Below are 26,002 nucleotides of genomic sequence, written 5' to 3'. Positions count from 1 at the left end.
AACCGTGACGATCCCCGCCTTCACCGACCGCGGCAACGAATACCGCGACCGGCTCCTGGAGTTCATGGCGGAACGCGTCTACCCGGCCGAGTCGACCTACCACGAGCAGATGGCCGCCGCCGACAGCCCGCACTTCCAGCCGCCGATCCTCGACGACCTGAAGGCGCAGGCGAAAGCGCAGGGTCTGTGGAACCTCTTCCACCCGTACCCCGAGTGGGGGCCGGGCCTGTCCAATCTCGACTACGCGCCGCTCGCCGAGATCATGGGCCGCAGTGAGTTCGCCCCGGAGGTGTTCAACTGCAATGCCCCCGACACCGGCAACATGGAGGTGCTGACCCTGTTCGGCACCGACGAGCACAAGAAGCGGTGGCTGGAGCCGCTGCTGGCCGGGGAGATCCGCTCGGCCTTCGCGATGACCGAGCCGGCCGTCGCCAGCTCCGACGCCACCAACATCGAGTTGTCGATGCGCCGCGACGGGGATTCCTACCTCCTCAACGGCCGGAAGTGGTTCGCCTCCAACGCGATGCACCCCAACTGTCGGGTGCTGATCGTGATGGGCAAGACCGATCCGGAGGCCGCCACGCACCGACAACAGTCGATGATGGTGGTGCCGATCGACGCGCCGGGTGTGACCGTGGTGCGCAACCTGCCCGTCTTCGGCTATCAGGACCGCGAGGGCCATGCCGAGATCACCTTCACCGACGTACGCGTCCCGGTCGAGGACGTCCTCGCCGGCGAGGGGGAGGGGTTTGCGATCGCCCAGGCCCGGCTCGGCCCGGGGCGGATCCACCACTGCATGCGGACCGTGGGGATGGCCGAACGGGCACTGGAGCTGATGTGCCGTCGGGCCAACGAGCGCGTCACCTTCGGCAAACCGTTGGCCGCGCGGGGAAACATCCAGGATTGGATTGCCGAGTCGCGCATCGAGATCGAGATGGTCCGGCTGCTCACACTCAAGGCCGCCCACATGATGGACACGGTCGGCAACAAGGCGGCGCAGACCGAGATCGCGGCGATCAAGGTGGCGGCGCCGAAAATGGCCCTCAAGCTGCTCGATCGGGCGATCCAGGTCCACGGCGGCGCCGGTGTCACCGACGACTTCCCGCTGGCTTCGGCCTATGCGCACCTGCGGACGCTGCGCCTGGCCGACGGTCCCGACGAGGTCCACAAGCGCTCCATCGCCCGCTGGGAACTGCGGCGCCACGCCTCGGGGTAGCGCGGCGGTACGCACCCGACGGGAACCGTTTCGGCGCGCAATTAGTCTAAGAAGTATGCGCGACGACAAGACGCTCTCCCGGATCGCGGCACTCCTGCGCCAAGCCGAGGGCACCGACAACGAGCACGAGGCGCAGACCTTCATGGCCGCCGCCCAGCGGATGGCCACCGCCGCAGCCATCGACCTGGCCGTCGCGCGCGCCCACGACCCGGCCGCGGCGCAGCGCACCACGCCGACGGCCAGGCAGATCACCATCGGCGAGGCGGGCAAGCGGGGGCTGCGCACCTACGTCCAACTCTTCGTCGCGATCGCGCGGGCCAACGAGGTCACCGTCGACGTGGCGCACAATTCCACCTTCGTCCTCGCCTACGGCTTCGACACCGACATCGACACGACCGAGGCGCTCTACACGTCGCTGCTCATCCAGATGGTCGCCGCGAGCGACGCCTACCTGAAATCCGGGGCGTACAAGGGGGAGCGCGCCGCGCGGGTGGTCCGGCGCGGCAAGGGCTGGACGTCGCGACGCGTCGTCGAACACTCCGCGCTGTCGCCGATCACCGCCCGGCTGAACTTCCAGGCCGCCTTCGCCGAACGCGTCGGGGTGCGGCTGGGGGAGGCGCGCGACGAGGCCCGCGCCCAGGCGACCGGCGCCGAAACCGAGGACGGGCCCACGTCGACCGCGGTCGCCCTGCGGCACAAGGAGGTCGAGGTCGCGACCTTCTACGCGGAGAAATCCACCGCGCGGGGCAGTTGGCGGGCGGCGCGGGCCGAGGCCGGCTATTCCGACGCCGCGCGGCGGGCGGGGGACCGGGCCGGACGTCGGGCCCGATTCGGCGAGCAGGGCCGCTTCGGCGCACCGCGCGGCGCGATCGAGAAGTGAGGTGAGCGACCGTCGCGACGCCGAGCGCGCCGCGGTGTACGCCGCCGAGTCGATGGTCCTGCGCCTCTTCGACGAGGTCGGCCCCTCCCGGTCCGCGGTCATCGGCGGGACGGCCATCACCCTGCCGGTCGAGGCCAGGTTCGCCTCCCTGCCGTCGATCGAGGACTACGTGCGGCGGGTGCTCGCCATGCCCGCCGTCGTCGACGAATTCCCGCGCGCCGGTGTCCCGGTGCGGGTCCGGTCGCGGCGCGGGGCGGCCGCCGCGACCTATGAGCGCGGGTCGGGTGACGGTGCCGCCCCGGGGGTGATCGCCATCCCGGTTGGCGTCCGCGGCTCCGGATGGGCGCTGCGCGAACTGGTGGTGCTGCATGAGCTGGCCCACCACCTGGACGGGTCCGGCGGTCCGCCGCACGGTCGTGTCTTCCGCGCGACCCTCGCATCGTTGGCGGCGACGGTGCTCGGCCCGGAAGTGGGCCTGTGCTACCGAATTCTGTTCGGGGAGAACGGACTATGACCGACGAATTGGGGCGTTTGTCCAAGAGTGGGAGTACCGCAGGTCACCATTCCGGACACATGTGACAACCGTTACAACGGTCAATGATAGTCTGACGCGGACATTTGACCGGTTGAAGATTCTTTCGGGGTGGGGGTGAGGTTCGGCATGGGGGTTCCCGCCGCGTATCGGCCGCGGGGTGCCGCGTGGCTCTACCGGGCCTACGACGGACTCATCCAGGCACTCGGCAACATCGGCCACTTCCTCTCCTTCGCCTACTACGCCGTCCGCTACGCCCCGCAGGCGATGTGGAAGTTCCGCGGACAGACGATCCGCACGGTGACCGACCTCGCGTGGGGGCGCGGCGCGATCATCGTCGGCGGCGGCACCGCACTGGTGATGGCGGTGCTCGGCCTCGCCGCCGGCGCCACCGTCGCGATCGTCGCCCACGGCACGCTCAGCATGCTCGACCTCGGACCGGTATCGGGCGGCGTCGCGTCCTATGCCATCACGCGCGAGTTCGCACCGCTGCTCGCCGCCCTCGGGTTCGCCGTGCAGGCCGGTTGCCGCATGACCGCGGAGATCGGTTCCATGCGGATCAGCGAGGAGATCGACGCCCTCGAGGTCGTCGGCGTCCACTCGATCGGCTTCGTCGTCTCGACGCGATCCGCGCCAGCCTCGTCGCCATCGTGGCCCTCGACCTGCTCCTGACCCTTCTCTTCTGGGGTTTCAACTCCCCGTTCGTGTTCCGGGGGTGATGACAGATGCCAGACTTTCGCGCACCCGGGATGGCCGCCGATAGGGCGACCTACGTCCGCCGAGCCGTCTACGCGCTGATCGGCGCGGTGGTCATCGCCATCGTCGCCGGCGTCGTCACCGCGATGCTCCCCGACGACAGCTACCACCTGAAGATGCATACCGACACGCTCGCCGGCGGTATCGGCGAGGGCACCGGCGTCGTCGTCAACGGCTCGGAGATCGGCGTCGTCCGCGCCGTCTCGGCCGACCGCGAGGGCAAGTTCACCCTCGACCTCGACCTGAACCGCGACCGGCTGACCACACCGGGCATCATCACGTCCACCACGCGGCTGACCTATGCGCCCAAGAACCTGTTCGGCATCGCCGCGGTGGTGCTCAACAGCGAGCCCGGCGGCGACCCCATCCCCAGCGGGGGCAGCCTGAACCCGGACACGCCGGTCGACGCAACGCTCACCACGATGCTGCGCCAGCTCTCCGACATCCAGGGCAGCGCCCTGCAGCCCTACGTCGGCGACATCCTCGCCGGGGCGAACCAGGCGACCATGGCCTTCCTGCCGATCCTCGACATCGTCGGCCGGCTCACCGATGCCGTCGTCGACACCGAGCAGATCCCCGTCGAGCGGTCGCTCCCACAACTGGGCGGCCTCATCGCCAACCTGCCGCCGAGCACCGATCACCTCCTCGGAGCGGTCAACAATCTGCTCGAGTGGCCGGCCGCGCGCAACGGCGGCGCCGATTTCCTCCGACGCGAGACGGACGGGTTCAACCAGGCGACGAACGTCACGATGTCCAACCTCGGCACCCTGCTCGGGGCCAAGGGACTCGGACAGATGATGCCGCTGATGCCCCAGGTGCAGCCGCTGCTCGACCGCATCCTGTCGAGCGTCCCGGATGCGCGCAAGAACGGCCTGCAGATCCGGCAGCTGATCGAGAACCTCGACCGCGCGTTGCCGCGCGTCGACGGCCGGGTGGTGCTCCAGGTGAACGTCATCCTGCGCGGGCTGCCCGGACCGGTGTCGGCGCTCACGGGAGGTATTCGATGACCTCGGCCAAACGGGCGCTCGTCTACCTGATCATCTTCGCCGTCGTCGCGATCGGCGGCGGGATCTTCGTCGCCAACGGCATCGTGCGGCCGGTGCCCGGAGCCAGCAACGAGTACACCGGCGACTTCACCAACGTCGCGGGGCTGCGCGTCGGCAACGACGTGCGCCGATTGGGCACCCGCGTGGGCAAGGTGACCGGCGTCGAGCTGTACCGGCCCAAAGACCAGGACACGACGATTGCCCGGGTCAAGTTCACCCTGGCGCGCGGTGAGAACGTCTACACCGATTCGCACCTGGCTATCCGCTACCTGAATCTGACCGGCGTCCGCTATCTCGACCTCCAGCAGAAGGAACGCCAGGGCGCCCCGCTGCGGGAGGGCTCGGAGATCGGCGTCGGGTCGACGACGCCGTCCTTCGACATCACCCAGGTGTTCCACGGACTGGCCCCGGTGTTCCAGGTCATGAAACCCGACGACGTCAACCGGCTCAGCGAGGGGCTGGTGGCGCTGGTCGAGGGCGACGGCTCCGGCTTCGGCAAGACGCTGGATTCGTTGACGCAGGTCGTCGGGCTCGTCGACCAGCAGAACCAGGTGATCGACACCCTCGTCGACAACCTCAAGTCGCTCTCGGCGACGGTCAAGGGCAACTCGCAGTACCTGGATCCGTTCATCACCTACGTGCAGCGCTTCGGCAACGTGCTCGTCGCCAAGCAGGGCGAGCTGCGCAACTACGCCGACTCGACCGGTGCGGCGATCGCGGCCCTCGACGACCTGGTCGCCGCGATCGGCTTCGACAAGAACGACTCACCCGGATTCAACGACCTGGTGCGGCAAGTCCTGCCGCTCGGCCAGTCCGTCGTCGACATCCTGGCCCTGACGCCCGGGATCCTCGCCGCGGTGAACTCGGTGCTCCCGCCCGCCGGCACCCCCGCCGCGCAACGGTGCTCCAAGGGACAGGCACAGGTACCGGCCAATCTGAAGGTCTTCCTCCGTGGAACGCAGGTGACACTGTGTCAGAGGTGACCGAGCCGGAGGTCGGCCAGGCGGAGGCGACGCACGCGGTGGCGAAGCCGCGCAGCAAATGGTCGCCGCGCGAGTTTCTGCGCCGGCTGTCCGACAAACCGGCGATGACCAACGCCCAGCGCGAGCGCGGTGAGATGCGCTGGGGTATCGGCGGCGCCGTCTTCCTCGTCGTGCTGGGCCTCATCGCCGCCGGGATCTACGTCTTCACGCCGGGGCAATCGCGGTTCACCGCCGAGTTCGACGAGGCCGGTCAGATCAAGCCGGGCGACAGCGTCCGCGTCGCCGGGGTGCCCGTCGGCACCGTCAAGAAGATCACTCTCGCCGGCGACCACGTCGACGTCGAGATGTCCGTCAGCCGCGGCGTGTTCATCGGTGACGCATCGCGGGCCGACGCGAAGATGCTGACCGTCGTCGGCGGCAACTTCATCGACATCACCTCCACCGGGGACAAGCCGTTGAGCGGCAAGCTCACGAAGGAGAACACCTCGGTGCCGTATTCGCTGACGAAGACGTTCTCGTTGGCGACGCCGAAACTGGAGAAGATCGACCTCAAACCGCTGGGCAACCTTCTCGTCGACGTACACGACGGCTTCGAGGCGCATCCGGGCGCGCTGCGGAAGAACCTCGAGGCGATGTCGGGGATGCTGGCCAACCTCAATAGCCGGCAGGACGACTTCGGCTCGATGCTCGCGATGGCCTCGGAATACACCGAGCGGCTGGACGTCGACGGCAACACGCTCACCGCGCTCGGGCGCCAGCTCGCCGGATTCCTCACCGAGTTCGAGACCTACGGCGCGCGGTTCGGCTACTTCCTCGGCCGGCTGGCCGATCTCCTCGAACGGGCCAAGGGCATCCTCCTGGAGTACGACACGACGATCGACCCGCTGGTGCGCCAGGTCGACGCGATCGGACGGCAATTCGGCCCGCTCCTGACCCGTTACGAGCCGATGATCAAGCAGGGCCGCGACCTCATCAAGCGGCTGGAGGGCATGGTCGGGCCGGACGGCTCCATCAACGTCGACCACTCCAACCTGGTGTTGTCCACCGACTACTGCCTTCCGATGCCGGGGGTGAAGTGCTGATGAAGAAGCTCGCCGGATCGAAGTGGATGATGTCGGGCCTCATCATCATGTCGATCCTCGTCCTCGCCGGCGCCTACGTCGGCTTCCACCGCGTCACCACCCGTGCGGACACCTACTGTGCGGAATTGCCCGATGCCATCGGGTTGTTCCCGGGCAACCCGGTGACACTGCGGGGCGTGCCGATCGGGAGCGTCAACCGGATCGACAACGGCGGAGACATCGCGAAGGTCACCTTCAGCATCGATCACAAGTACGCGTTGCCGATCGGGGCGCAGGCCACCAGCATCGCGCCGTCGGTCATCGCGGTCCGACAGCTCGCCCTCATCGGCGACGACCTCGGCGGCGAGCGGCTGCCGCCGGGTCGATGCATCGGCCGGGACCGCACGTCGACCCCCTCGTCGATCGCCGAGGCCCTGCAGAGCGTGAACAAGCTGGCCCGTGAACTAACCGCCGACGCCGACCCCGATCAATCGGCCAAGGTGATGGCGAGCCTGAACTCCATCTCCAGGGAGATGGACGGAATCGGACCGATCGTCAACAACCTGCTCAAGCAGCTCGCGGTGCCCGCCCGCACCCCGATCACCGGTGCCCTCGCCGACATGGCGACGACGCTCGATCACACGAGTGTGCTGGCCAACGGCCTCGCCGACAACTGGGGCACGCTGCAATCGCTGGTGGAGGCCGTCAACGCGGTCACCGATCCGATCGTCGTCCCGGTGGTGAACGCGATGACCCGCATCGCCTATGCGCTGCCGGAGATCCTGGTCTCGGCGGCGAGCCTGGTCAACCGCTACCAGCACTTCGCGTGGCCCACCCTGGACGCGATCGTGCCGGTGGTCCGGCTCATCGGCGCCGGGTTCCGCAACTGGGGAGACCTGCTGGGCATCCTGCCCGGATTCATCCGCGCCTTCCACATCGCCTTCGACCAGAAAACCTTGGGCCTGCGCATCAACTACGAACCGCCGCGGACCCGCATCCCGGCGAAGAACCCGCGGTTGACCTGTGCGAACGTCAACCGCTTCCTACCCGGCCAGTGCAAGGTCGTCGCGCCCGACGCGATGGAACTCGACGCCTTGCGCGCGCTGTTGTTGTTCACGGGAGCGGGGCGGCCATGACTTTTTTCCCGACGAGCAGACTCTCGCGGGCGGGCCGGGTCACGCGGGTCGTCGCAGCCCTCGGTGCCGTCGCGGCGGTGGCCTCCGGGTGCGCCTCCTTCTCGGTCGAACGACTTCCGGCCCCCGGGGCGGGCGGCGACAGCTGGCCGCTGCACATCCAGTTCCCGACCATCATGAATCTGCCGGCCGATTCGAAGGTGACGGTGAACGGCCTGCGCTCGGGCGTCGTCTCCGACATCGCCTCGGCCCGCGACTACGCAAGCGTGACTCTGAAGCTGAGCCCGTCGACGGTGGTGGGTCGCGACGCGAGCGTCGAGCTGCGCCAGGACACCCTCCTCGGCGACACCTACGTGGCGATCACCAACCCGGCCGACGCCTACTCGAATCCGCTTCCGCACGGCGCCACCCTCGGCACCGATCGGGTGAAGCCGCCGGTGCAGATCGAATCCCTGCTGAACAGCCTGGCGAACTTCGTCGGCGGCGGCAGCCTGCCCCAACTGGGGAACACCTTCGACCGCGTCGTGCAGCAGTTCCCGGCCGATACGGCGAAGACCAGGCAGTCGACGGCGACGATCGTCGGGACGTTGAACGCGCTGGGGGATCGGACCGAACTGCTGCGCGCGATGATGAACTCCGGCAGCCAGCTGACCTCGCAGATCGCCCAGATGGAGGATCAGATCAGGTTCGTGCTCTCCCCGCAGGGGCTGCAGTTGATCGACGCCGCCACCGTTCCCGCGCAGATCGTCGACCTGATGGGGCGCCTCCAGGGCACGTTGACGCCGATCCTGCCGCTGGTCCCCGTCGTGAAGGCGCTGGTCTCGATCGTCGAGCGCGTCGTCAAGCCGCTGCTCATCCCGGGATGGCCGGACTACTTCGGCCAGGCGTCGAACCCGCAGGCGCTGCTGAACGTGCTCACCGACCGGATCATCCCCTTCCTGAAGGAGGGGCCGGCGGTCAACGTGAACCGGCTCGCCATCGAGAACGACGTGTCCAACAGCCAACTCGCCGACATGATGCTCCGGCAGCTGCGGATGATGGGATTGACGCGATGAAGAGCCCGGTCACGCGCGAACTCATCTTCAACATCATCACCTTCGTGGTGGTGGTGGCGGCCTGCGCCACCTACCTCGCGGTATCGGTCTACCGGTGGAACCCGTTCCAGCAGACGTCGACGGTCACGATGAACCTGCGCGACACCAACCTGATCCTCGACAAGACCGGGGTGTTCGTCCGCGGCGTCCGGGTGGGAGAGGTGTCCAAGGTCGACCTCAACCCGCAGGGCGCGTCGGTGCGGCTGAAGTTCCCGTCGAATATCGACATCCCGGCGACCACCCCGCTGCAGATCGGGATGATGTCGGCGCTGGGCGAGCCGTATCTCAACTTCACACCGACGACGCTGGCCGGTCCGTATCTGAAGGACGGCGACGTGATCGCCGCGGAACACGTCGCCGAACCCGAGTCCATCCCTGGCATGTTCGACAATTTCCAGAACATGATGGCCGTCATCGCCGTCGACCCGCTGAGCAAGGTGTTGAAGGAGTCGTGGGAGGCGCTGCAGGACACCGATGAGGCCACCGGGCGGATCAGCGACGGCACGAGGTTGATCGCCGGCGTGCTGGCCTCGAGGAACCCGCAGATCCGGTCGATGTTCGCCGCGACACAGCGGTACAACCAGGACATGGCCTGGGCGGTCGGGGCGGTGCCGCCCTTCATCGACTCGCTCGCCAAGATCCTGTCGGCCTACACCGGCACCCTCGGCGGCGTCGGCGTCTTGGTCAACAAGGGCGGTCTGTACGAGAATCTGCATCAGACCATCGATCCGTTGTTGGTCAAGCTCAACAAGTACTTGGCAGAAATCCTGCCGCCCACGATGGACGCGCTCGGCCCGATCATGCCGATCGTGACCGCGCTCGAACAGACGATTCCGCAGATCAACATCAGTGAATTCCTGTCCGACGCGCTCCAGCTGTTCGGTGCCGGCAACGGCATGCGAGTAGTGGTGTCACCGGTGAACTAGCCGCGCCGCCCAGACAACGACCCGAGAGGAAACCTGTGCCGACCACATCCCCCAATAGCGACGGTTCCGACCCGGAGGAGACCGCGGTCGACGACGCCAAGGTCGAGGTGCAGAAGCGCAAACGACCGCCGGTCGAGAAGCTGGCCAAGTCCGACGAGCCCGCTGCCGAGCCCGTCGCCGAAACCGGCGGATCGTCGCCGCGTCAGATCACGCTGTCGGTTCGGACGCTGGTGTATTCGCTTGTCGGTGCGTTGGTACTCGCCGGACTGCTCTTCGGGGTCGTCGACAATCTGCGGGTGCGCCACAAGCTGAACACGCTGCAGACCCAGCAGGCGAACAACGCCACGGCCGAGCGGATCGCCGGGGAGTACGCCGTCCGCGCCGCCACCCTCGACTACAAGGACCTCACGCCCTGGGCGGCGAACCTGAAGAAGGGGGTCTCACCGCAACTGTCGAAGCAGTTCGACGTCGCGGTGTCGGCGATGCAGCAGATCTTCACGCCGCTCCGGTTGACGATGAAGGCCACCAACATCACGTCGCAGACCACCAAGTCGTCGGGCGATCTGTACAACGTCGTCGCGGTCGTGCAGATCGACACCACCAGCGTGCAGGCGCCCAACGGGGCCACGACGCTGGCCGCGTACACCGTGACGATGAACAAGGCGGAGAACTGGATGATCACCGCCGTCGGCGATCCGTCCGGCTCGGGTCTGCCCGGTATGCCGAAACAGCAGCAGAACCCCCAGGCACCGCAGCAGGCGCCGCCGACCACGACCGCCCCAGCCCCCGCGCCGGCTCCGGGAGGATGATCCGATGACCGCTTCGACAGCTGATCCCGCGACCGCCGGCCCGTCGGCCGGCGCGATCCTCAAGGACAACCTGCGCGACAACGCCTACGGTCCGCTGCGCACGTTGGGGCGCACGTTCCAACTGGCGGTGCAGGGTGTCGCGCAGATGCTGCTCGATATCGGTCGTTGGCAATTGAAGGTCAAGGAGACGCTGATCCAGGCGTGGTACCTGGTCAGCGTGACGGCGCTGCCGGCATTTCTGATGGCGATCCCCTTCGGCGTCATCGTCACCATTCAGATCGGCAACGTCATCAACCAGCTGGGCGCGCAGTCGCTGCTCGGCGCCGGCAGTGGTTTCGCGGTGATCCAGCAGGCCGCGCCGCTGGCGTCGGGAATGCTGCTCGGCGGTGCGGGCGCGTCGGCCATCGCGGCCGATCTGGGCGCACGCAACGTGCGCGAGGAGATCGACGCGATGCGCACGATGGGCATCGACCCCATCCAGCGGCTGGTGGTGCCCCGCATGATCGCCGCGGTGGTGGTCGCGCCGCTCCTCGCGCTGTTCATCATCCTGGTCGGCGTGGTCGCCGCCTACTACGTCGCGGTTCTCGGACAGGACGTCGGGGCGGGGAGCTATTGGCAGTCGTTCGGCGCATTCGCCTCGGTGCGCGACATCGGCCTGGCGATGCTGAAGGCCATCGTCTTCGGTTTCATGATCGCCGTGATCGGCTGTCAGCGCGGCCTGGAGGCCAAGGGTGGCCCGAAGGGCGTGGCCGACGGCGTGAACGCCACCGTCGTCATCTCCACCGTCGCGATCATCATCGTGAACATGATCATCACCCTGATCTACACGGTCTTCTTCCCGATGCAGTTGGGCTGATCCCGGTCCAGATCCGCCGAGTGGGCACCCGAATCGTGCCGAGTGGGCAGTCAAATTGCGCCGAGTGGGCACCGAATCTCACCGGGTCTCGATACACCTGGTCTCGATACACCTTCTCGGCTAGCGCCTCGAAGGCACTCGACCAACGCGACTAGCGCCTCGAAGGCACTCGACCAACGCGACTAGCGCCTCGAAGGCACTCGACCACCGTTGGGGGTGCACTCGACCACCGTCGGGGAGAGAACGCGACCATCCGTGCCGATCACGTGAGGTCGACGACCGCCCTCAGACGGCCGGGAAGGAGCCGATTGCCTGGAAGGTCAGGTAGCTCGGGTGATTCTCGTCCAGTACCAGGCGCTGTCGGCGACTGCGCGCCTTGATCAGATCGGGTACCAGGGTGAGGAAGCGGGGGAAGCTCGCCGCGTAGACGTCTACGCGCAGCCGATGCCCGGTGTCGATCACCGCGTCGGTGGGAACCAGGTCGATGTCGATGGCGACGGGCGCGTCGACCGGGACCGGCAGCTTGCGCACCCGGGTCAGGTAGTGGTGCGCGCGCAGCAGGTTGCCGTCGGCGTCGTATTCCGACTGCTTCTGGTCGAGCGCCCGGTTGGAGACCGTGAGCCCGCCGTTGGTGAGGACCGTCGACGTCCCGTCCGGGGCAACATCGTTCACCGTCACCGCCCAGGTGCCCTCGCCGCCGGTGCTCGCGACGTAGAGGCGCAGATTCGCCGAGCCGCTCACCTGGACCGGTTCGACGGCGGCCGGGGTCGTGAACGAGAGGCCGCCGCGCTCCTGGAATCCGGCATCGGTGCTGAACAGCGGCCCGAGCGCGATGGCCGCACCGGCGGTCACCTGCGACATGTCGCGCGACACCAGGCCACGCACATCCGGGCGGATCGTGAGCGACGACGGGCCGGAGGCGTCGACGGTCGCCGCGAGACTGCCGTCGTGACGAGCGTGCGGTGCCGTGCCCGACGGCTCGCCGTGCAGATACAGGTGCTGGGTGACGACGCCGGGGCGGGGGAACTGCGCCCCCGACGTCCAGCCGCCGCCCTGCTGCTGCAGCGTCACCGGGCCGTACCGCTCGATCCCGTTGTCGACGTCCTTGAGCCAGTGATCGAACCACGCACGTTCCAGCACGTCCAGGCGCGGCGGGGCGAATCGTCCGCCCTGCCCGGTGCCGACGTCGATGTGGTATCCGTTTCCGACGAGCACCTGCTTCTCGCCGGGCTTCAGGTTCAGCTGCTCGTAGATGCGCGTGCTGCTCGGCCCGAAGAGGTCGTGCCACCCGCCGACGGTGAACGTGGGACAGGTGATGTTGTCGACCTTGGGATCGCGCTCGTCGAAGTAGGGGTCGTCGAAGATCCGCTCGTCGCGGGTGGTGAGGAAGCCCCACAGCAGGGAGGGGATCTCGGTGGCCGGCGACTTCACGCGGTCGCGCAGCCAGCGGGCGAACTCGCCGTGGTTGAGGTCGTGCAGGGCGGTCCGCGGGTTGGGCACCCACTTGAGGGCGTTGACCAGGCTCAGCCAGATCGGGATGAACGCCGAGTGCATGCCGCCGGTGATGTAGATGTCGCGCACGATGTCCGAGGTGCCCTCGATCGCGAACACCGCCTGCAGAGCCGACGGTCGCTTGTCGGCGGCCTGCAGGGAGTTGATGGCCGAGTAGGACCAGCCGGCCATCCCGACGCGGCCGTTGCACCAGCGCTGGGTGGTCACCCAGTCGATGAGTTCCAGGGAATCCTTCTGCTCGCGGGCGCCCAGGATCTGCCATTTGCCCTGCGACGCACCGGTACCGCGCACGTCGACCATGATCTGCACGTATCCGCTGCGCACGAGGTTGCGGTTGATCCCGAACACGTCGAGTCCGCCGCCGGCGACGACGCCGGTGAGGCGGGTGACCCCCTCCAGGACGGTGCCGCTGGCGTCGACCGCCCCCGACGCCGAGCGCAGCGCCTTCCCGACCACCGGCGCGTGCAGGCCGCCGTCGAGGGCGTCGAGGAGGGCGCGGTTGTACGGGTTGACCGAGAGGATCGCGGGGTGCGGTGCGGTCACCGGGGTGCCGAGCCGGCTGGCCGGGCGGACGACAGTGGCGCGCAGGCGGACGCCGTCACTCATGGTAATGGTGACGTTCCGGTCGATGTGGACCCGTGGATAGGGCTGCTTGCCGTCGACGCTGACGAGCCATTCGCGGGCGTCGGCGCCGCCGGTGGGGTCACCGAGCGGCAGGGCGTGCGGGTCGGGCCGCTCGACGGGGCCGAGCGGCCTCGGGGCGGCTTTGCGCGCACCCTTCCGACTCGTGGGATCCAGCTGGTAAGCCATCACTTCACCTGCCTGTCGGCGCAGCCGAGGGGCACGGTGCCCGTCGTTGGGTCGAACCTGTAGCGATTCAGTGCGGTGCATCATATCTAGAGAGGCAAACTCTGGCTGTGACGCACGCCACCGGGACGCTGTTGCCGAATATATCGGATAGGCGTCACAAATCGTTAACCGGGGGGTGGCATTTCGGAAACCCGATTCCGTTGTCCGACTGGTCGTTTGACCAAGTTCGACGGAGATCGGCGTCAGTGCTCGGCGAGTCCCGCGGCGACGCGTGCGGCCGCCTCCAGCGCCATCCATCCCGACAGCTGGACCGAGAGGTCTCGCTCCGGGGTCTCCGACGAGGTGACCGCACCCGCGATGAACCTCGCCTCGGTGCCGGAATCGGTGGGGATGACCGCGGTGCGGCGCCAGTCGGCACTGAACAGCGGGCGGTCGTTGACGATGGCGCGGGTCTGCCACACGGCTTCGCCGGTGTCGAGCACGATCCGCGCCGCGCGGGCGCGCACCTCGTCGGCACCGGGTCCGTCGGGCAGGTCGGTGGCCACCAGCGCGAGGTAGCGCACCAGGATCCCGGCGAACAGGCCGCCGTCGCCGCCGCCCCCGGCGGGCACGATCCGCGCGGTGCGGGTCACGGTGTCACCGGCGTCGGGGGAGGCGGGATCCTTCGCGACGGTGAGTTCGGCGTCGACCAGCATGTGGTCCTCGATCGCGCGCAGGAGGGCGCTGATCCGCTCGCGGTGCTTGACGTCGCCGGTCGCGCGCAGCGCCTCGACCTCCGCGCCGAGTACCACGCCCTGGCAGTAGGTGTAGATGTCGCGCACCATCTCCGGCTCGGCGCCGGATTCGGGCGACAACGGCGGCTTGATGCCGTCGTAGATCAGCCCGGTGTCCGGCGCGACGAGGGTGTCGTGCATCCAGTCGCACATCTGCACCGCCCGCTCGGGGGATCCGGTGCGCGCCATCAGGACTGCTCCCGGGCCGTTGGCCGGGGTGTTGAAGAAGTAGTCCATCGTCCGCCACGGGATGCCGCCGCCCTTGGTCGGCGACCACGAGTCGAAGATCCGCTTGGCGAGGATGCGCTGCCCGCGGGCGGAGCCGACGTCCAGGTGGCGCCGCGAGCGTTCGATGGCCAGCCCGAGCCAGGCCATGTCGTCGTAGTAGTCATTCCACCAGCGCATGAGGTTGTGCAGGTGGATGCCGCGCAACAGCCTGCGGACCGTCGGGCGGCCGACCGAACCGGGTCGGGCGACCTCGGCGTCGACGAGCAGGTCGACGAGGTGCGCGTGCCACCAGTAATGCCAGGAGCTGGTCGCGGTGGGGGGCCAGGCGACGGTGGCGATGGCCGTGCCGGGTATTCCGGCGAGACGGTGCAGGTGGCGCGACATCACCGCGTCGGCGGCCTCGGCCGCGCGCGCGGCCGTCTCGGTCTGCGCGGACTGTGACTCCGACCAGTCCGGATGCGGGGAATCGGATTTGGATCGCTGGGCCATACCCGGTAGCCTAGGCGCTTGTTGTGGGCGTATGCCCATAGCAAGGTTCAGCCAGAGACCGTTGGTCATGGGGAGTCACGACGACCCATCGAAGGCTCGACGTCAACACGCGTCGGCGGCCCACGCAGGATGACCCGAGGAATACAGTGCGACGCCCGGCGCCGCGACCGTACGCCCCGTGTGCTTCCTGCGCGGGGCGTTTTTGTTTGCCGTGTCGACGACGATGCCCCGCCCGACGACTCTCTGCGCATCCACGTGAAATGAGAGGAGGCGAAGTATGGCCAAGTCCGACAAGGTCGCCGCAGTAGCGGAGATCGCAGAACAGTTCAAGGGCTCCACGGCTGCGGTCGTCACGGAATACCGTGGCCTTTCCGTTCCCGCGATCTCCGAGCTGCGTCGTTCCCTCGGTGAGGGCGCAACCTACTCCGTCGCCAAGAACACCCTGACCAAGCTCGCCGCAAAAGAGGCGGGCGTGGAAGGGCTCGACGAGCTGTTCTCCGGCCCGACGGCCATCGCCTTCATCGAAGGCGAGCCCGTTGTCGCGGCCAAGGCGATCAAGAACTTCGCCAAGGAGAACAAGGCCCTTGTCGTCAAGGGCGGCTACATGGACGGCCGCGTGCTGTCGGTGGCCGAGATCGACAAGATCGCCGACCTGGAGACCCGTGAGGTCCTCCTGGCCAAGCTCGCCGGTGCCATGAAGGGCAACTTGGCCAAGGCCGCCGGACTGTTCAACCAGCCGGCATCGCAGGTGGCGCGCCTCGCCGCGGCCCTGCAGCAGAAGAAGGAAGCTGCGGGCGAGGAGTAATCCCCGCCGCCTGACCACCCGGTCACAGCACAAACCCGGTCGGCACTGCGACGAGCAGCGGTCGACCACCTATAAGGAAGGACGCCAATCATGGCGAAGCTCAGCGCTGACGAGCTCATCGATCAGTTCAAGGAACTGACCCTGCTGGAGCTCAGCGATTTCGTGAAGAAGTTCGAAGAGGTCTTCGAGGTCACCGCGGCCGCCCCGGTCGCCGTTGCCGCTGCCGGTGCCGCACCGGCCGCCGGTGGCGACGCCGCCGCCGCCGACCAGGACGAGTTCGACGTCATCCTCGAGGGTGCCGGCGACAAGAAGATCCAGGTCATCAAGGTCGTCCGCGAGGTCGTCGCGGGTCTGGGCCTGAAGGAGGCCAAGGACCTCGTCGAGGGTGCGCCCAAGCCGATCCTGGAGAAGGTTTCCAAGGACGACGCCGAGGCTGCCAAGGCCAAGCTCGAAGAGGCCGGCGCTACCGTCTCCCTCAAGTGACCCGCTGAGCCGGCCCCGCACGGGGCCGGTGAGGAGCACTTCCGCGATGCCCCGCGAGACTCGTTCTCGCGGGGCATTCGCGTATTTTGCGGGCGGGTCGCGGTCCGCCGTCCGCCGTCGGGACGGGGTTGGTCGCAGGCCACTTGGAGCACGGCTTGTGATGGGCTACTCTTAAGAGCCGTTAAGCCCTACTGGTGAGTAGGGTGTGCGTTCCGACACAGTGTGTGGCGATGTCGTCCGACAGCGACAGAGCTTGCTGGGGCCACCTTTACGCATGAGCGACTCATGCGGTGGGATACAGTGACTCCGACCACATATGTCCTCAGGGGATGCGGGAGTCACGCCTTGGCTGTCGCGCGGGACGAATAACTGGAGGGATCCGCCGTGGGTGTTGAAGTAAGCGTGGAGGGACTGACCAAGTCCTTCGGCTCTCAGAACATTTGGCGCGACGTTACGCTGACTCTGCCCGAGGGCGAGGTCAGTGCGCTGCTGGGCCCGTCGGGCACCGGTAAGTCGGTGTTCTTGAAGACGCTGATCGGTCTGCTGCATCCCGAACAGGGATCGGTCATCATCGACGGCACCGACATCACCAAGTGTTCGGCCCGTGAGCTCTACGAGATCCGCAAGCTGTTCGGCGTCCTGTTCCAGGACGGCGCGCTGTTCGGCTCGATGAGCCTCTACGACAACATCGCGTTCCCGTTGCGCGAGCACACCAAGAAGTCGGAGTCCGAGATCCGCTCCATCGTCATGGAGAAGATCGACCTCGTCGGTCTGGCCGGCGCGGAGGACAAGCTCCCCGGTGAGATCTCCGGCGGTATGCGCAAGCGCGCCGGCCTGGCCCGCGCCCTGGTGCTGGACCCGCAGATCATCCTCTGTGACGAGCCGGACTCGGGTCTGGACCCGGTCCGTACCGCCTACATCAGCCAGCTGCTGATCGACATCAACGCGCAGATCGACGCGACGATCCTCATCGTCACGCACAACATCAACATCGCGCGGACGATCCCGGACAACATCGGCATGCTCTTCCGCAAGGAATTGGTCATGTTCGGCCCCCGCGAGGTGCTGCTGACCTCGGAGCAGCCCGTCGTCAAGCAGTTCCTCTCCGGTGACCGCTTCGGCCCGATCGGCATGTCCGAGGAGAAGGACGAGGCCGTCGCCGCCGCGGAGGCCGCGATGCAGGCAGCCGGCATCTCCGGTGGTGGCACGAAGGACGACTTCAGCGAGATCATCGCCCAGGTCCAGCCGAACCCGGGCATGCCCGAGCGCAAGGCCTCCGCGCGCCACCGCCGCAACGTCGAGGAGATCATCCACACGCTGCCCGCGAACGCCCAGGAGGCGATCCGCCGCAGCATGGTGGAGGAGGACAAGATCCTCGCCGAGAATCGTGCGCAGGCCGCCATGCAGTCGGCGGCGACCAGTGCCGCGCAGACCGCCGCGGTGGCCACCGCCGTCGGCAGTGCGGCCGCCGGTGCCACCGCCAGCGGCGCCGATACCGACGTGTTCAACACCATTGGCGACGCGGCCGACGAGACCGACTGGGTCACCCCGTCCAAGGCGCCGGACGAGAGCAGTGGGAGCTAATAGGAGATGACGACCGCCACCGAGCGTGGTGTCGATAGGATCGCGAAGGCCGGCTCCGGGGCGCTTGAACAAACCGGGCGGATCGTCCAGCTATTCATCGACGTCGCGCGCCAGTCCACAGTGCGCCCGTTCCAATGGCGGGAGTTCATCCAGCAGGCGTGGTTCATCGCCAGCGTGACGATCCTGCCGACGGCGCTCATCGCCATCCCGTTCGGTGCGATCGTCTCCCTGCAGACCGGTTCGCTGATCAAGCAGATCGGTGCGGAGTCCTACACCGGCGCGGCCAGCGTCCTGGTGGTCATCCAGCAGGGATCGCCGCTGGTCACGTCGCTTCTGGTGGCCGGTGCCGCGGGTTCCGCGGTGGCGGCCGACCTCGGTGCCCGCACCATTCGCGAGGAGATCGACGCGATGGAGGTGCTGGGCATCAACCCGGTCCAGCGACTGGTGGTGCCCCGCGTGCTCGCGATGGTGCTCGTCGCGATCCTGCTCAACGGACTGGTCGCGGTCATCGGCATCGCCGGCGGCTACTTCTTCAACGTCGTCGTCCAGGGCGGTACCCCGGGCGCGTATCTGGCCTCCTTCGGGTCACTGGCCCAGTTGCCCGACCTCTATATCTCGACGGTGAAGGCCGCGATCTTCGGTGTCATCGCCGGCGTCGTCGCGGCGTACAAGGGCCTCAACCCCAAGGGCGGTCCGAAGGGTGTCGGCGACGCGGTGAACCAGTCCGTCGTCATCACCTTCCTGCTGCTGTTCTTCGCCAACCTCATCTTGACCGCGGTCTACCTGCAGGTCGTTCCGGCTAAGGGGGCCTAGCGTGACTGAAGGCGGCGTGACCATTGCCAAGAGCCGTGCCGAGTACGTCGGGTACGAGCTGCGCAAGCAGATCAACAAGCCGTTGTCGGTGCTCGACGGCGCCGGCACGCAGATGTCGTTCTACGCGCGCACGATCGCGTGGATCCCGCGCACGATCACGCACTACTACCGCGAGGTGCTGCGCATCCTCGCCGAGGTGGCCTTCGGCTCCGGCGGTTTGGCCGTCATCCTGGGCACCGTCGGCGTCATGGTCCTGATGTCGGGCTTCACCGGCGTCGTGGTCGGCATGCAGGGCTACGCCGCACTGCAGAACCTCGGTGCGCAGGCGCTCACCGGCTTCCTCTCCGCCTACGTCAACACGCGCGAGGTCGCGCCCCTGGTCGCGGGCCTGGCACTCTCGGCGACGGTGGGCTGTGGCTTCACCGCCCAGCTGGGCGCCATGCGGATCTCCGAGGAGATCGACGCGCTCGAGGTGATGGCGGTCCCGTCGATCCCGTTCCTGGTCAGCACCCGGGTGATCGCCGGCTTCGTCGCCGTCATCCCGCTGTACGTGCTCGGCCTGCTCGCGGCCTACCTGGCGTCGCGCACGATCAACACCGTGTTCAACGGGCAGTCCGGCGGCTCCTATGACCACTACTTCAACTTGTTCCTGCCACCGGAGGACGTCCTCTGGTCCTTCGGCAAGGTCCTGATCTTCGCGTTCGTGATCATCCTGGTGCACTGCTACTACGGCTACTACGCCAGCGGCGGTCCCGCGGGCGTCGGCGTGGCCGTGGGTCACGCCGTCCGTACCGCGCTGGTCCTGATCGCGCTGCTGGACTTCTTCCTCGGTCTCATGATCTGGGGCACCTCGACGACGGTGAGAGTGGCGGGCTGACAGATGGTTGCACTCCGACGCCGGCTCTACGGCCTGGCTTTCTTTGCCGTGATCGCACTCTTCATCGGCGGATCGATCCTGAAGTTCCAGGGTCACTTCAGCTCGACCAAGGACATCACCCTGCAGACCGACTCGGCCGGCAACTCGCTGTCCGAGCACGCCGACGTGAAGGCGCGCGGCATGATGGTCGGCACGGTCAAGGCGGTCACCCCGTCGCCCGACGGCAAGGTCGACGTCGTGCTGGCGCTCGATCCGGACAAGCTGCACCTGCTGCCGCGCGACACCACCGCGCGGATCCTGCCGAAGACGCTCTTCGGTGAGCGGTTCGTCGCGCTGGAGGTTCCGCGGGAACCGACGAGCGCGGTGACCTTGGCCGGCGGCGACACGATCCACACCTCCGAGCAGGGCAACGCGAAGGAAGTCCAGGACTTCTTCGACCGTCTGCTCCCGCTGCTCAAGGCCGTCCCGCCGCAGGATCTGAACGTCACCCTGACGTCGATCTCGCAGGCGTTGAGCGGTCGCGGCCAGCAGCTCGGCGAGACGGTCAAACGTCTCGACGAGATCTTCGGCGAGGTCAACGCCCACACCGACGACCTGCAGCAGACGCTGCGCGGTCTCGCGTCGTTCTCGCAGACCTACTCCCAGGCGCTCCCGTCGATCATCGACGGCCTCGACCACCTGCGGGTCACCGGCAACACCATCGTCGAGCGCCAGGGCGACCTGCGCGCGCTCATCTCGACGCTGGGTCAGGCCTCGATCGACACGACCTCCTTCCTGAACACCAACCGGGCCGATCTGATCAGCATCTTCACCGGCACGCAGGAGATGCTGGACGGGCTGGCCCGCCAGTCGCCGGTGTTCGGCTGCACGTTCAAGAACTTCGCGGCGCTGATCCCCGAATCGCGCCGGATCGTCGGCGAGGGCACGCCCAACCCGGGTGTGCGCGTGAACCTGCAGTTCGTGAACCCGCGCGGGCGCTACCTGCCCAACCAGGACGAGCCGCGCCTGTTCGACTACGACCGCGGCCCGGTTTGCTACAAGCCGGCGACCAACGGCCGTCCGTTCCCGCAATACCCGGGCGGTGGCCTGGCCGACGGTTCCTACCAGGTCCCGTCGCGCAACCCCGGCCCCCGCAACATTCCGGAGATGCCCGCCGCGCAGTACTCGGCGCTCCCCAAGGGTGTCGCGCAGCAGCAGAACCTGCTGAACGATCCGGTGTACCGGGCGCAAATCCAGATGTTGTACGGCGCGAGCAGTGGCGTCGCCCCCGATGAAGTCCCGGACTGGACCACCATCGTCGGTGCGTCGCGGCTCCGCGGAGCGCAGGTGACCATCCGATGAAGTCCATCGCCGCCCCTCTGATCAAGCTGATCGTCTTCGCCGTCGTCACCGTCGTGGCGACGACGATGCTCGCGCTGACGATCGCGAACGCCGGATCGTCGGGTAAACACGATTTCAAGGCCGTCTTCAGCGACGCCGCGATGCTCAACCCGGGTGACGACGTGCGCATCGCCGGTGTGCGCGTCGGCGCCGTGAGCAACGTGGCGGTCTACGACAAGAACCGCGCCGAGGTCAGCTTCGCCGTCGACCGCGACACGCTGCCCGAGGGCACCCAGGTCTACATCCGCTACCGCAACCTCACCGGTCTGCGGTACCTGGCGCTCGAGCGCGGTGAGGGTGACGCGAACAAGTCGCTGCAGCCGGGCCACGTGTTCGGCCTCGAGCAGGACGCACGGGACGTCTCGACGCACCCGGCGGTCAACCTGACCGAGCTGTTCAACGGTTTCAAGCCGGTGTTCCAGCAGCTCAGCCCCGCCGACGTGAACAAGCTGGCCGACCAGATCATCCAGGTCTTCCAGAACACGCCGGGGGAGAACATGGGCGGGACGATGTCCTCGCTGCTCTCGAATACGGCCGAGCTGACCAACACGCTGGCCGACCGCGACCAGGTCATCGGCGAGTTGATCACCAACCTCAAGCAGGTCCTGCAGACGGTCAACGAGCACGATTCGCAGTTCGACTCGCTGCTGGTCAACACCTCGCAGCTGGTGACCGGTCTGGCAGCGCAGAAGGATTCGGTCGGATCCGCGGTGACCTCGGTGTCGAACCTGACCTCGGTGCTCGGCTCGATCCTGGGTCAGACCAGGCCGTCCGTCGCCGGCAGCATCGCCGGGCTCAAGTCGGCCTCCGACGAGATCATGCGCCGCGACAAGGACGTCGAGGCCATCATCACGAACCTCCCCCCGAAGCTGGAGAAGATCGGCCGCGCCGCCACGTTCGGCTCGTGGTTCCAGTTCTACCTCTGCGGTGTGGACGTGGTGATGGGCAACGGCAAGTCCGTGCTGCTCACCGACCCCCTGATCCCTCTTCCCGACATCAACCACGTGCTCTACACCAGTGCGGCGACCAGGTGCTGGCGTGACAACCAGCGTCCCCGCTAGGAGTGGACATGGCTGACGACAAGGACCAGGCAGACATGCCCGACAACGAGTTCTCCGCCGACGACGAGTCGTTGCGCGCGGAAGCGGAGGCCCGCGCCCTGGCGGCCGAGCCGCAGTTGATGCACCCCTCGCGCCGCTTCGCCGGCCGCCGCTCGCCGGTGACCGTCGGCGCCCTGGGCGTCCTCATCCTGCTGATGCTGTCGATTTCGTCCTTCTACCTGACCCAGCTGCCGATCCTCGGAGCCGGTCCGCGCTACACCGCCCAGTTCTCCGAGGCCGCTGGCCTGCAGAAGGGCAGCGAGGTCCGGGTCGCGGGTATCAAGGTCGGGACCGTGGAGAGCGTCGGGCTCAACCCCGAGGGCAACAAAGTCGACGTCAAGTTCAACGTGAAGAACACCTGGATCGGCAACCAGACCCAGGCGTCCATCCAGATCAAGACGCTGCTCGGCCAGAAGTACCTCGGCCTCACCCCGCGCGGCTCCGATCCGGCCGATCCGAGCAAGCCGATCACCGACACCATCTCGCCCTACGACGTGATCGACGCCTTCAGCGACGCCAGCAACCAGATCGAGAACCTCGACACCGACAAGGTGGCGGAATCGCTGCAGACCATGTCGGCGGCCTTCTCCGGCACGGCAGGCGACTTCGGCCCGGCCCTCACCGGCCTGAGCCGGTTGTCCGAGACCATCGCCAAGCGCGACCAGGACGTGCAGGCCCTGCTGAACGCGACGAAGGGGACGTCGAAGATCCTCGCCGACCGCAATGACGAGATCGTCAAGCTGATCGGCGGCACCGGACAGCTGCTCGACGAACTGAACCGTCGCCAGCAGTCGATCGCCACGCTGCTCTCGTCGACGACCCAGCTGAGCAAGGCGCTGTCGGGGATCGTCGCCGACAACCAGGCGCAGATCGGCCCGGCGCTCTCGTCGCTGCGGCAGGTCGCCGGTCTGCTGAGCAAGCAGAAGGACAACCTTTCGCGCTCCATCCAGAGCCTCGCGCCCTTCTACCGCCTGTACGGCAACGTGCTGGGCAACGGGCGTTGGTTCGAGTCGATGGTGACCAACCTGATTCCGCCGGCGCTGCCGCAGCAGAACACGTCGCGGCCCCCGAACAAGACCAAGCTGCTCAACAACGGCGGAACCGAGGCCGGATAATGACGACCCCAGATCTGACGACGACGGCGGGCCCGGGCCGCTGGTTCACCCCGCGCCACATCGTGGGCATCGTGCTGGGCACCATCCTGGCGCTGCTCACCGGGACGGTCCTGTGGTGGCTGTTCTCCGGAATCGGCGCGACGACCATCGACGCGACCTTCAAGCGCAGCATCGGTATCTACAAGGGCTCCGACGTCCGCCTGCTCGGCGTCAAGGTCGGCCAGGTGGAGCGCGTCACCCCGCAGGGCGACCGGGTCCAGGTGAAGATGAAGGTCCGCCGCGGCCTGAAGCTGCCCGCCGACGTCCGCGCGGTTCAGGTGGCCCCGTCCATCGTCGCCGACCGCTACGTCCAGTTGACCCCGGCCTACCGCGGCACCGGTCCGCAGGCCCCGCGGCACATCACCCTCGGCATCGACCAGACGATGATCCCGGTCGAGGTCGACGAGCTGTACAAGAACCTGCAGAAGCTCTCCAAGTCCCTCGGCCCGGACGGCGTCAACGCCGCGCACGGATCGAAGGAGGGCGTCGTCAGCGAATTCGTCCGCGTCGGCGCGGACAACCTGCGCGGCAACGGCGAGAAGCTCGGCTCGGCCTTCACCAACCTGTCGAAGGCCGCGACGACGCTGTCGAACTCGAGCGACAACATCGTCGACACGATCAAGCAGCTCAACGTCTTCGTCTCCGCCTTGCGCGAGAACGACGCGCAGGTGCGCCAGTTCAACTCCCAGATGGCCTCGTTCAGCACCTTCCTGGCCGGTGAGCGCCAGCAGCTCGGCGAGGCGCTGGCCACCCTGTCGGTGGCCTTGGGCGACGTCACCCGCTTCGTCAACGACAACCAGCAGGCGATCGGTGATACCGTTCGCTCGCTGCAGCCGACCACGCAGGTGCTCCGGGAGCGTCAGGACTCGCTGAAGGAGATCTTCACCGTCCTGCCGGTCACCGTCTCCAACCTGATCAACGCCTACGACGCGGAGTCGGGCACGCTCGCGATGCGCCTGACCATCGAGGATCTCCAGAACCTGATGGCCGCCCAGTGCAACCTGCTCAACCCGGGCAGCATCATGCCGGGCACGCAGCCGTTCCTCGAGTGGCAGCACAAGATGGCGCCGATCATCAGTCATTGCAACTCGATCGCGAACCAGATCAAGAAGGGCACGTCGCCGCTGCTTCCGGTTCTGCCGTTCGGAATCATGAGCAACGACAAGACGCAGCGCTACGCCGTGCCGGGCACCCGGCCGGGTCGTCCGGATCCGGGTCTGGAGGCGCCCACGCCGACGACGCCGAACCCGCTGCCGCCGAAGCAGAAGAAGAAGCCGAAGAAGAAGCCGTCCGCGGTCCCGTCTTCGACGGCTCCCGCGGGCAACGGGGGTGGCAACTGATGAGCTGGCGTAAATCCGCAACCGTCGCCGCCGTGGCCGTGACGAGTGCCGGTCTGATGTCGGCGTGCAGCGGCATGCAGTCGATCCCGCTTCCCGGCGGCGTCGACGTCGGCTCGCACCCGCAGACGTTCACGGTGAAGTTCGACGACATCCTCGACCTGGTGCCGCAGTCGTTGGTCAAGAAGGACGGCGTGGTCGTCGGGCGGGTCACCGACATCTTCATCCCGAAGGACGAGTGGCAGGCCTCGGTCAAGATCCTCGTCCGCGACAACGTGCGGATCTCCGACCAGGTACACGCGGCGGTCCAGCAGACGGCGCTGCTCGGCGAGAAGTTCGTCGGGCTGTCCGAGCCGCCCGGCGCGCAGAACGCGCCGCCGCAGCCCTCGGGTTCGACGATCGGGGGCAAGGACGCCAACAACGAGCCCCGCACGCGTACGGCCACCGACATCGAACAGGTGCTCGGCGCCCTGTCGATGCTGCTCAACAACGGCGGCCTCAACCAGCTGCAGCCGATCGTGTCCGAGCTGACCACGGCGATGGACACGGCGACGGTCACCGTGACCGACTCCGACGGCCACCCACACAAGGTCAACAAGGTCCGCGGCCTGCTGATCCAGTCGAATAAGCTGATCACGAACCTCAACAAGCAGCGCGACGACATCGTGACCGCGATCGACGGTCTCGCGCGCCTGTCGACCCGCGCCTCGGCGCAGACCACACAGATCGAGCAGGTGCTCGAGCAGCTTCCCGCCGGCGTGCAGGTACTCGAGGAGCAGCGCCCGCAGTTCGTGGATCTGCTGACGAAGCTGGACAAGCTCGGCCAGGTCGGCACCGATGTGCTCGGCAAGTCGCGCGAGGCGATCATCAGTGATCTGAAGGCCCTGCGGCCGATCCTCACCTCGCTGGCCAAGGCGATGCCCGACTTCATCACGGCGGCGCCGTTGATGCTGACCGTTCCGTTCCCGGACTGGTTGACGCCGGCCGCGAAGGGCAATGCGACGAACCTGTTCATGACGCTGGACCTGCGCCTGCTCAACCAGCTCGAGGCGCTCGGCGTCGGCCAGGGGGTGCCGATCTACTCGCCGCCCAAGGCGCGAAACATCCCCGTCGACCCGGCGAACCCCTACTACAACGGCAACGGGCCGCGCTGGGGTTGGCCCACCATCGGTCTCCTGCCGCCGCCGCCGAATTCGCGGATCGGTCCGTGGACCCCGCCGTCCTACGGCACCTACCGACCCGACCTGAAGCACCCGGCGTCGGCGAAGAAGAAGCAGCGCCGCCTGCAGTTCATGGTGTTGCCGCCCGCGCGGCCGGGCCAGACGGCGACCGACGGTCCGATCTCGATGCTCGGGGGGCGCTGAG

General features: G+C 67.5%; 24 protein-coding genes. 22 read left to right on the top strand and 2 right to left on the bottom strand.

From position 1 onward, the window contains the following. Nucleotides 1–4: 4 nt before the first annotated feature. The 12 genes from HUN08_RS15010 (at nucleotide 5) to HUN08_RS14955 (ending at nucleotide 11,292) form a co-directional block, all read left to right on the top strand. A complete protein-coding gene (locus HUN08_RS15010) occupies nucleotides 5–1,216 on the top strand; it encodes an acyl-CoA dehydrogenase family protein (RefSeq protein ID WP_124248816.1) in 1,212 nt (403 codons plus the stop codon). A 55-nt stretch (nucleotides 1,217–1,271) separates the two neighbouring features. Next, the gene (locus tag HUN08_RS15005) at nucleotides 1,272–2,096 is read left to right on the top strand and encodes a DUF2786 domain-containing protein (protein ID WP_124248815.1); all 825 of its coding nucleotides are present in this window, start codon (nucleotides 1,272–1,274) and stop codon (nucleotides 2,094–2,096) included. A 1-nt stretch (nucleotide 2,097) separates the two neighbouring features. Further along, entirely contained in the window at nucleotides 2,098–2,610 is a 513-nt protein-coding gene (locus HUN08_RS15000; RefSeq protein WP_301546751.1) for a TIGR04338 family metallohydrolase, read from the top strand. Between the two features lie 147 nt (nucleotides 2,611–2,757). Next, nucleotides 2,758–3,300 carry an MlaE family ABC transporter permease gene (locus HUN08_RS14995; protein ID WP_367649923.1) on the top strand — a complete coding sequence of 181 codons (543 nt, stop codon included), beginning with the start codon at nucleotides 2,758–2,760 and terminating at the stop codon, nucleotides 3,298–3,300. Nucleotides 3,301–3,353: 53 nt separating this feature from the next. After that, nucleotides 3,354–4,391, top strand: a complete 1,038-nt coding sequence (locus HUN08_RS14990) for a hypothetical protein (RefSeq protein WP_124248814.1) — start codon at nucleotides 3,354–3,356, stop codon at nucleotides 4,389–4,391. Continuing rightward, nucleotides 4,388–5,413 (top strand): MlaD family protein, encoded by a 1,026-nt coding sequence (locus HUN08_RS14985; protein WP_124248813.1) that lies wholly within the window; start codon nucleotides 4,388–4,390, stop codon nucleotides 5,411–5,413. Before HUN08_RS14990 ends, HUN08_RS14985 begins: the two co-directional genes overlap by 4 nt. Continuing rightward, nucleotides 5,410–6,495, top strand: coding sequence for an MlaD family protein (locus HUN08_RS14980; protein WP_301546750.1), 1,086 nt, complete (start codon nucleotides 5,410–5,412; stop codon nucleotides 6,493–6,495). The genes HUN08_RS14985 and HUN08_RS14980 overlap by 4 nt, the downstream gene beginning before the upstream one ends. Further along, nucleotides 6,495–7,610 (top strand): MlaD family protein, encoded by a 1,116-nt coding sequence (locus HUN08_RS14975; protein ID WP_124248812.1) that lies wholly within the window; start codon nucleotides 6,495–6,497, stop codon nucleotides 7,608–7,610. Before HUN08_RS14980 ends, HUN08_RS14975 begins: the two co-directional genes overlap by 1 nt. Continuing rightward, nucleotides 7,607–8,662, top strand: coding sequence for an MlaD family protein (locus tag HUN08_RS14970; protein ID WP_124248811.1), 1,056 nt, complete (start codon nucleotides 7,607–7,609; stop codon nucleotides 8,660–8,662). Before HUN08_RS14975 ends, HUN08_RS14970 begins: the two co-directional genes overlap by 4 nt. Continuing rightward, nucleotides 8,659–9,627: an MlaD family protein gene (locus tag HUN08_RS14965; RefSeq protein ID WP_124248810.1), complete on the top strand. Its 969-nt coding sequence runs from the start codon at nucleotides 8,659–8,661 to the stop codon at nucleotides 9,625–9,627. The genes HUN08_RS14970 and HUN08_RS14965 overlap by 4 nt, the downstream gene beginning before the upstream one ends. A gap of 35 nt (nucleotides 9,628–9,662) precedes the next feature. Next, entirely contained in the window at nucleotides 9,663–10,436 is a 774-nt protein-coding gene (locus tag HUN08_RS14960) for a hypothetical protein (protein ID WP_124248809.1), read from the top strand. A 4-nt stretch (nucleotides 10,437–10,440) separates the two neighbouring features. Beyond that, a complete protein-coding gene (locus tag HUN08_RS14955; RefSeq protein WP_124248808.1) occupies nucleotides 10,441–11,292 on the top strand; it encodes an ABC transporter permease in 852 nt (283 codons plus the stop codon). A 285-nt stretch (nucleotides 11,293–11,577) separates the two neighbouring features. On the opposite strand, the gene HUN08_RS14950 is transcribed toward HUN08_RS14955, so the two are convergent. Continuing rightward, nucleotides 11,578–13,614, bottom strand: coding sequence for a CocE/NonD family hydrolase (locus HUN08_RS14950; protein WP_124248807.1), 2,037 nt, complete (start codon nucleotides 13,612–13,614; stop codon nucleotides 11,578–11,580). 242 nt (nucleotides 13,615–13,856) lie between these two features. Next, entirely contained in the window at nucleotides 13,857–15,104 is a 1,248-nt protein-coding gene (locus tag HUN08_RS14945; RefSeq protein WP_124248806.1) for a glycoside hydrolase family 76 protein, read from the bottom strand. Nucleotides 15,105–15,381: 277 nt separating this feature from the next. Here HUN08_RS14945 and rplJ point away from each other — a divergent pair, with 277 nt between their 5' ends. The 10 genes from rplJ (at nucleotide 15,382) to HUN08_RS14895 (ending at nucleotide 26,001) form a co-directional block, all read left to right on the top strand. Continuing rightward, nucleotides 15,382–15,909, top strand: a complete 528-nt coding sequence (gene rplJ, locus HUN08_RS14940; RefSeq protein WP_124248805.1) for a 50S ribosomal protein L10 — start codon at nucleotides 15,382–15,384, stop codon at nucleotides 15,907–15,909. Between the two features lie 90 nt (nucleotides 15,910–15,999). Continuing rightward, nucleotides 16,000–16,392: a 50S ribosomal protein L7/L12 gene (gene rplL / locus HUN08_RS14935; RefSeq protein WP_124248804.1), complete on the top strand. Its 393-nt coding sequence runs from the start codon at nucleotides 16,000–16,002 to the stop codon at nucleotides 16,390–16,392. Nucleotides 16,393–16,776: 384 nt separating this feature from the next. Then, entirely contained in the window at nucleotides 16,777–17,976 is a 1,200-nt protein-coding gene (locus HUN08_RS14930; protein WP_124248803.1) for an ABC transporter ATP-binding protein, read from the top strand. Nucleotides 17,977–17,982: 6 nt separating this feature from the next. Beyond that, nucleotides 17,983–18,789 (top strand): ABC transporter permease, encoded by an 807-nt coding sequence (locus HUN08_RS14925; RefSeq protein WP_124248802.1) that lies wholly within the window; start codon nucleotides 17,983–17,985, stop codon nucleotides 18,787–18,789. Between the two features lies 1 nt (nucleotide 18,790). Beyond that, complete coding sequence (locus HUN08_RS14920; protein ID WP_124248801.1) at nucleotides 18,791–19,666, top strand: ABC transporter permease; 876 nt, start codon at nucleotides 18,791–18,793, stop codon at nucleotides 19,664–19,666. A 3-nt stretch (nucleotides 19,667–19,669) separates the two neighbouring features. Beyond that, nucleotides 19,670–21,007, top strand: a complete 1,338-nt coding sequence (locus tag HUN08_RS14915) for an MCE family protein (protein ID WP_124248800.1) — start codon at nucleotides 19,670–19,672, stop codon at nucleotides 21,005–21,007. Then, the gene (locus HUN08_RS14910; protein WP_124248799.1) at nucleotides 21,004–22,107 is read left to right on the top strand and encodes an MCE family protein; all 1,104 of its coding nucleotides are present in this window, start codon (nucleotides 21,004–21,006) and stop codon (nucleotides 22,105–22,107) included. The genes HUN08_RS14915 and HUN08_RS14910 overlap by 4 nt, the downstream gene beginning before the upstream one ends. 119 nt (nucleotides 22,108–22,226) lie before the next feature. Beyond that, a complete protein-coding gene (locus tag HUN08_RS14905; protein ID WP_301547004.1) occupies nucleotides 22,227–23,261 on the top strand; it encodes an MCE family protein in 1,035 nt (344 codons plus the stop codon). Further along, nucleotides 23,261–24,640: an MCE family protein gene (locus tag HUN08_RS14900; protein ID WP_124248798.1), complete on the top strand. Its 1,380-nt coding sequence runs from the start codon at nucleotides 23,261–23,263 to the stop codon at nucleotides 24,638–24,640. The genes HUN08_RS14905 and HUN08_RS14900 overlap by 1 nt, the downstream gene beginning before the upstream one ends. Then, entirely contained in the window at nucleotides 24,640–26,001 is a 1,362-nt protein-coding gene (locus HUN08_RS14895) for an MCE family protein (protein WP_124248797.1), read from the top strand. The genes HUN08_RS14900 and HUN08_RS14895 overlap by 1 nt, the downstream gene beginning before the upstream one ends. Nucleotide 26,002: the final 1 nt, after the last annotated feature.

Origin of the sequence: Gordonia sp. X0973 (genome assembly GCF_013348785.1) — a bacterium.
Taxonomy (GTDB): Bacteria; Actinomycetota; Actinomycetes; order Mycobacteriales; family Mycobacteriaceae; genus Gordonia.
The sequence above is the reverse complement of the archived record's forward strand: the minus strand, read 5'-3'. Positions and strand labels throughout refer to the sequence as shown.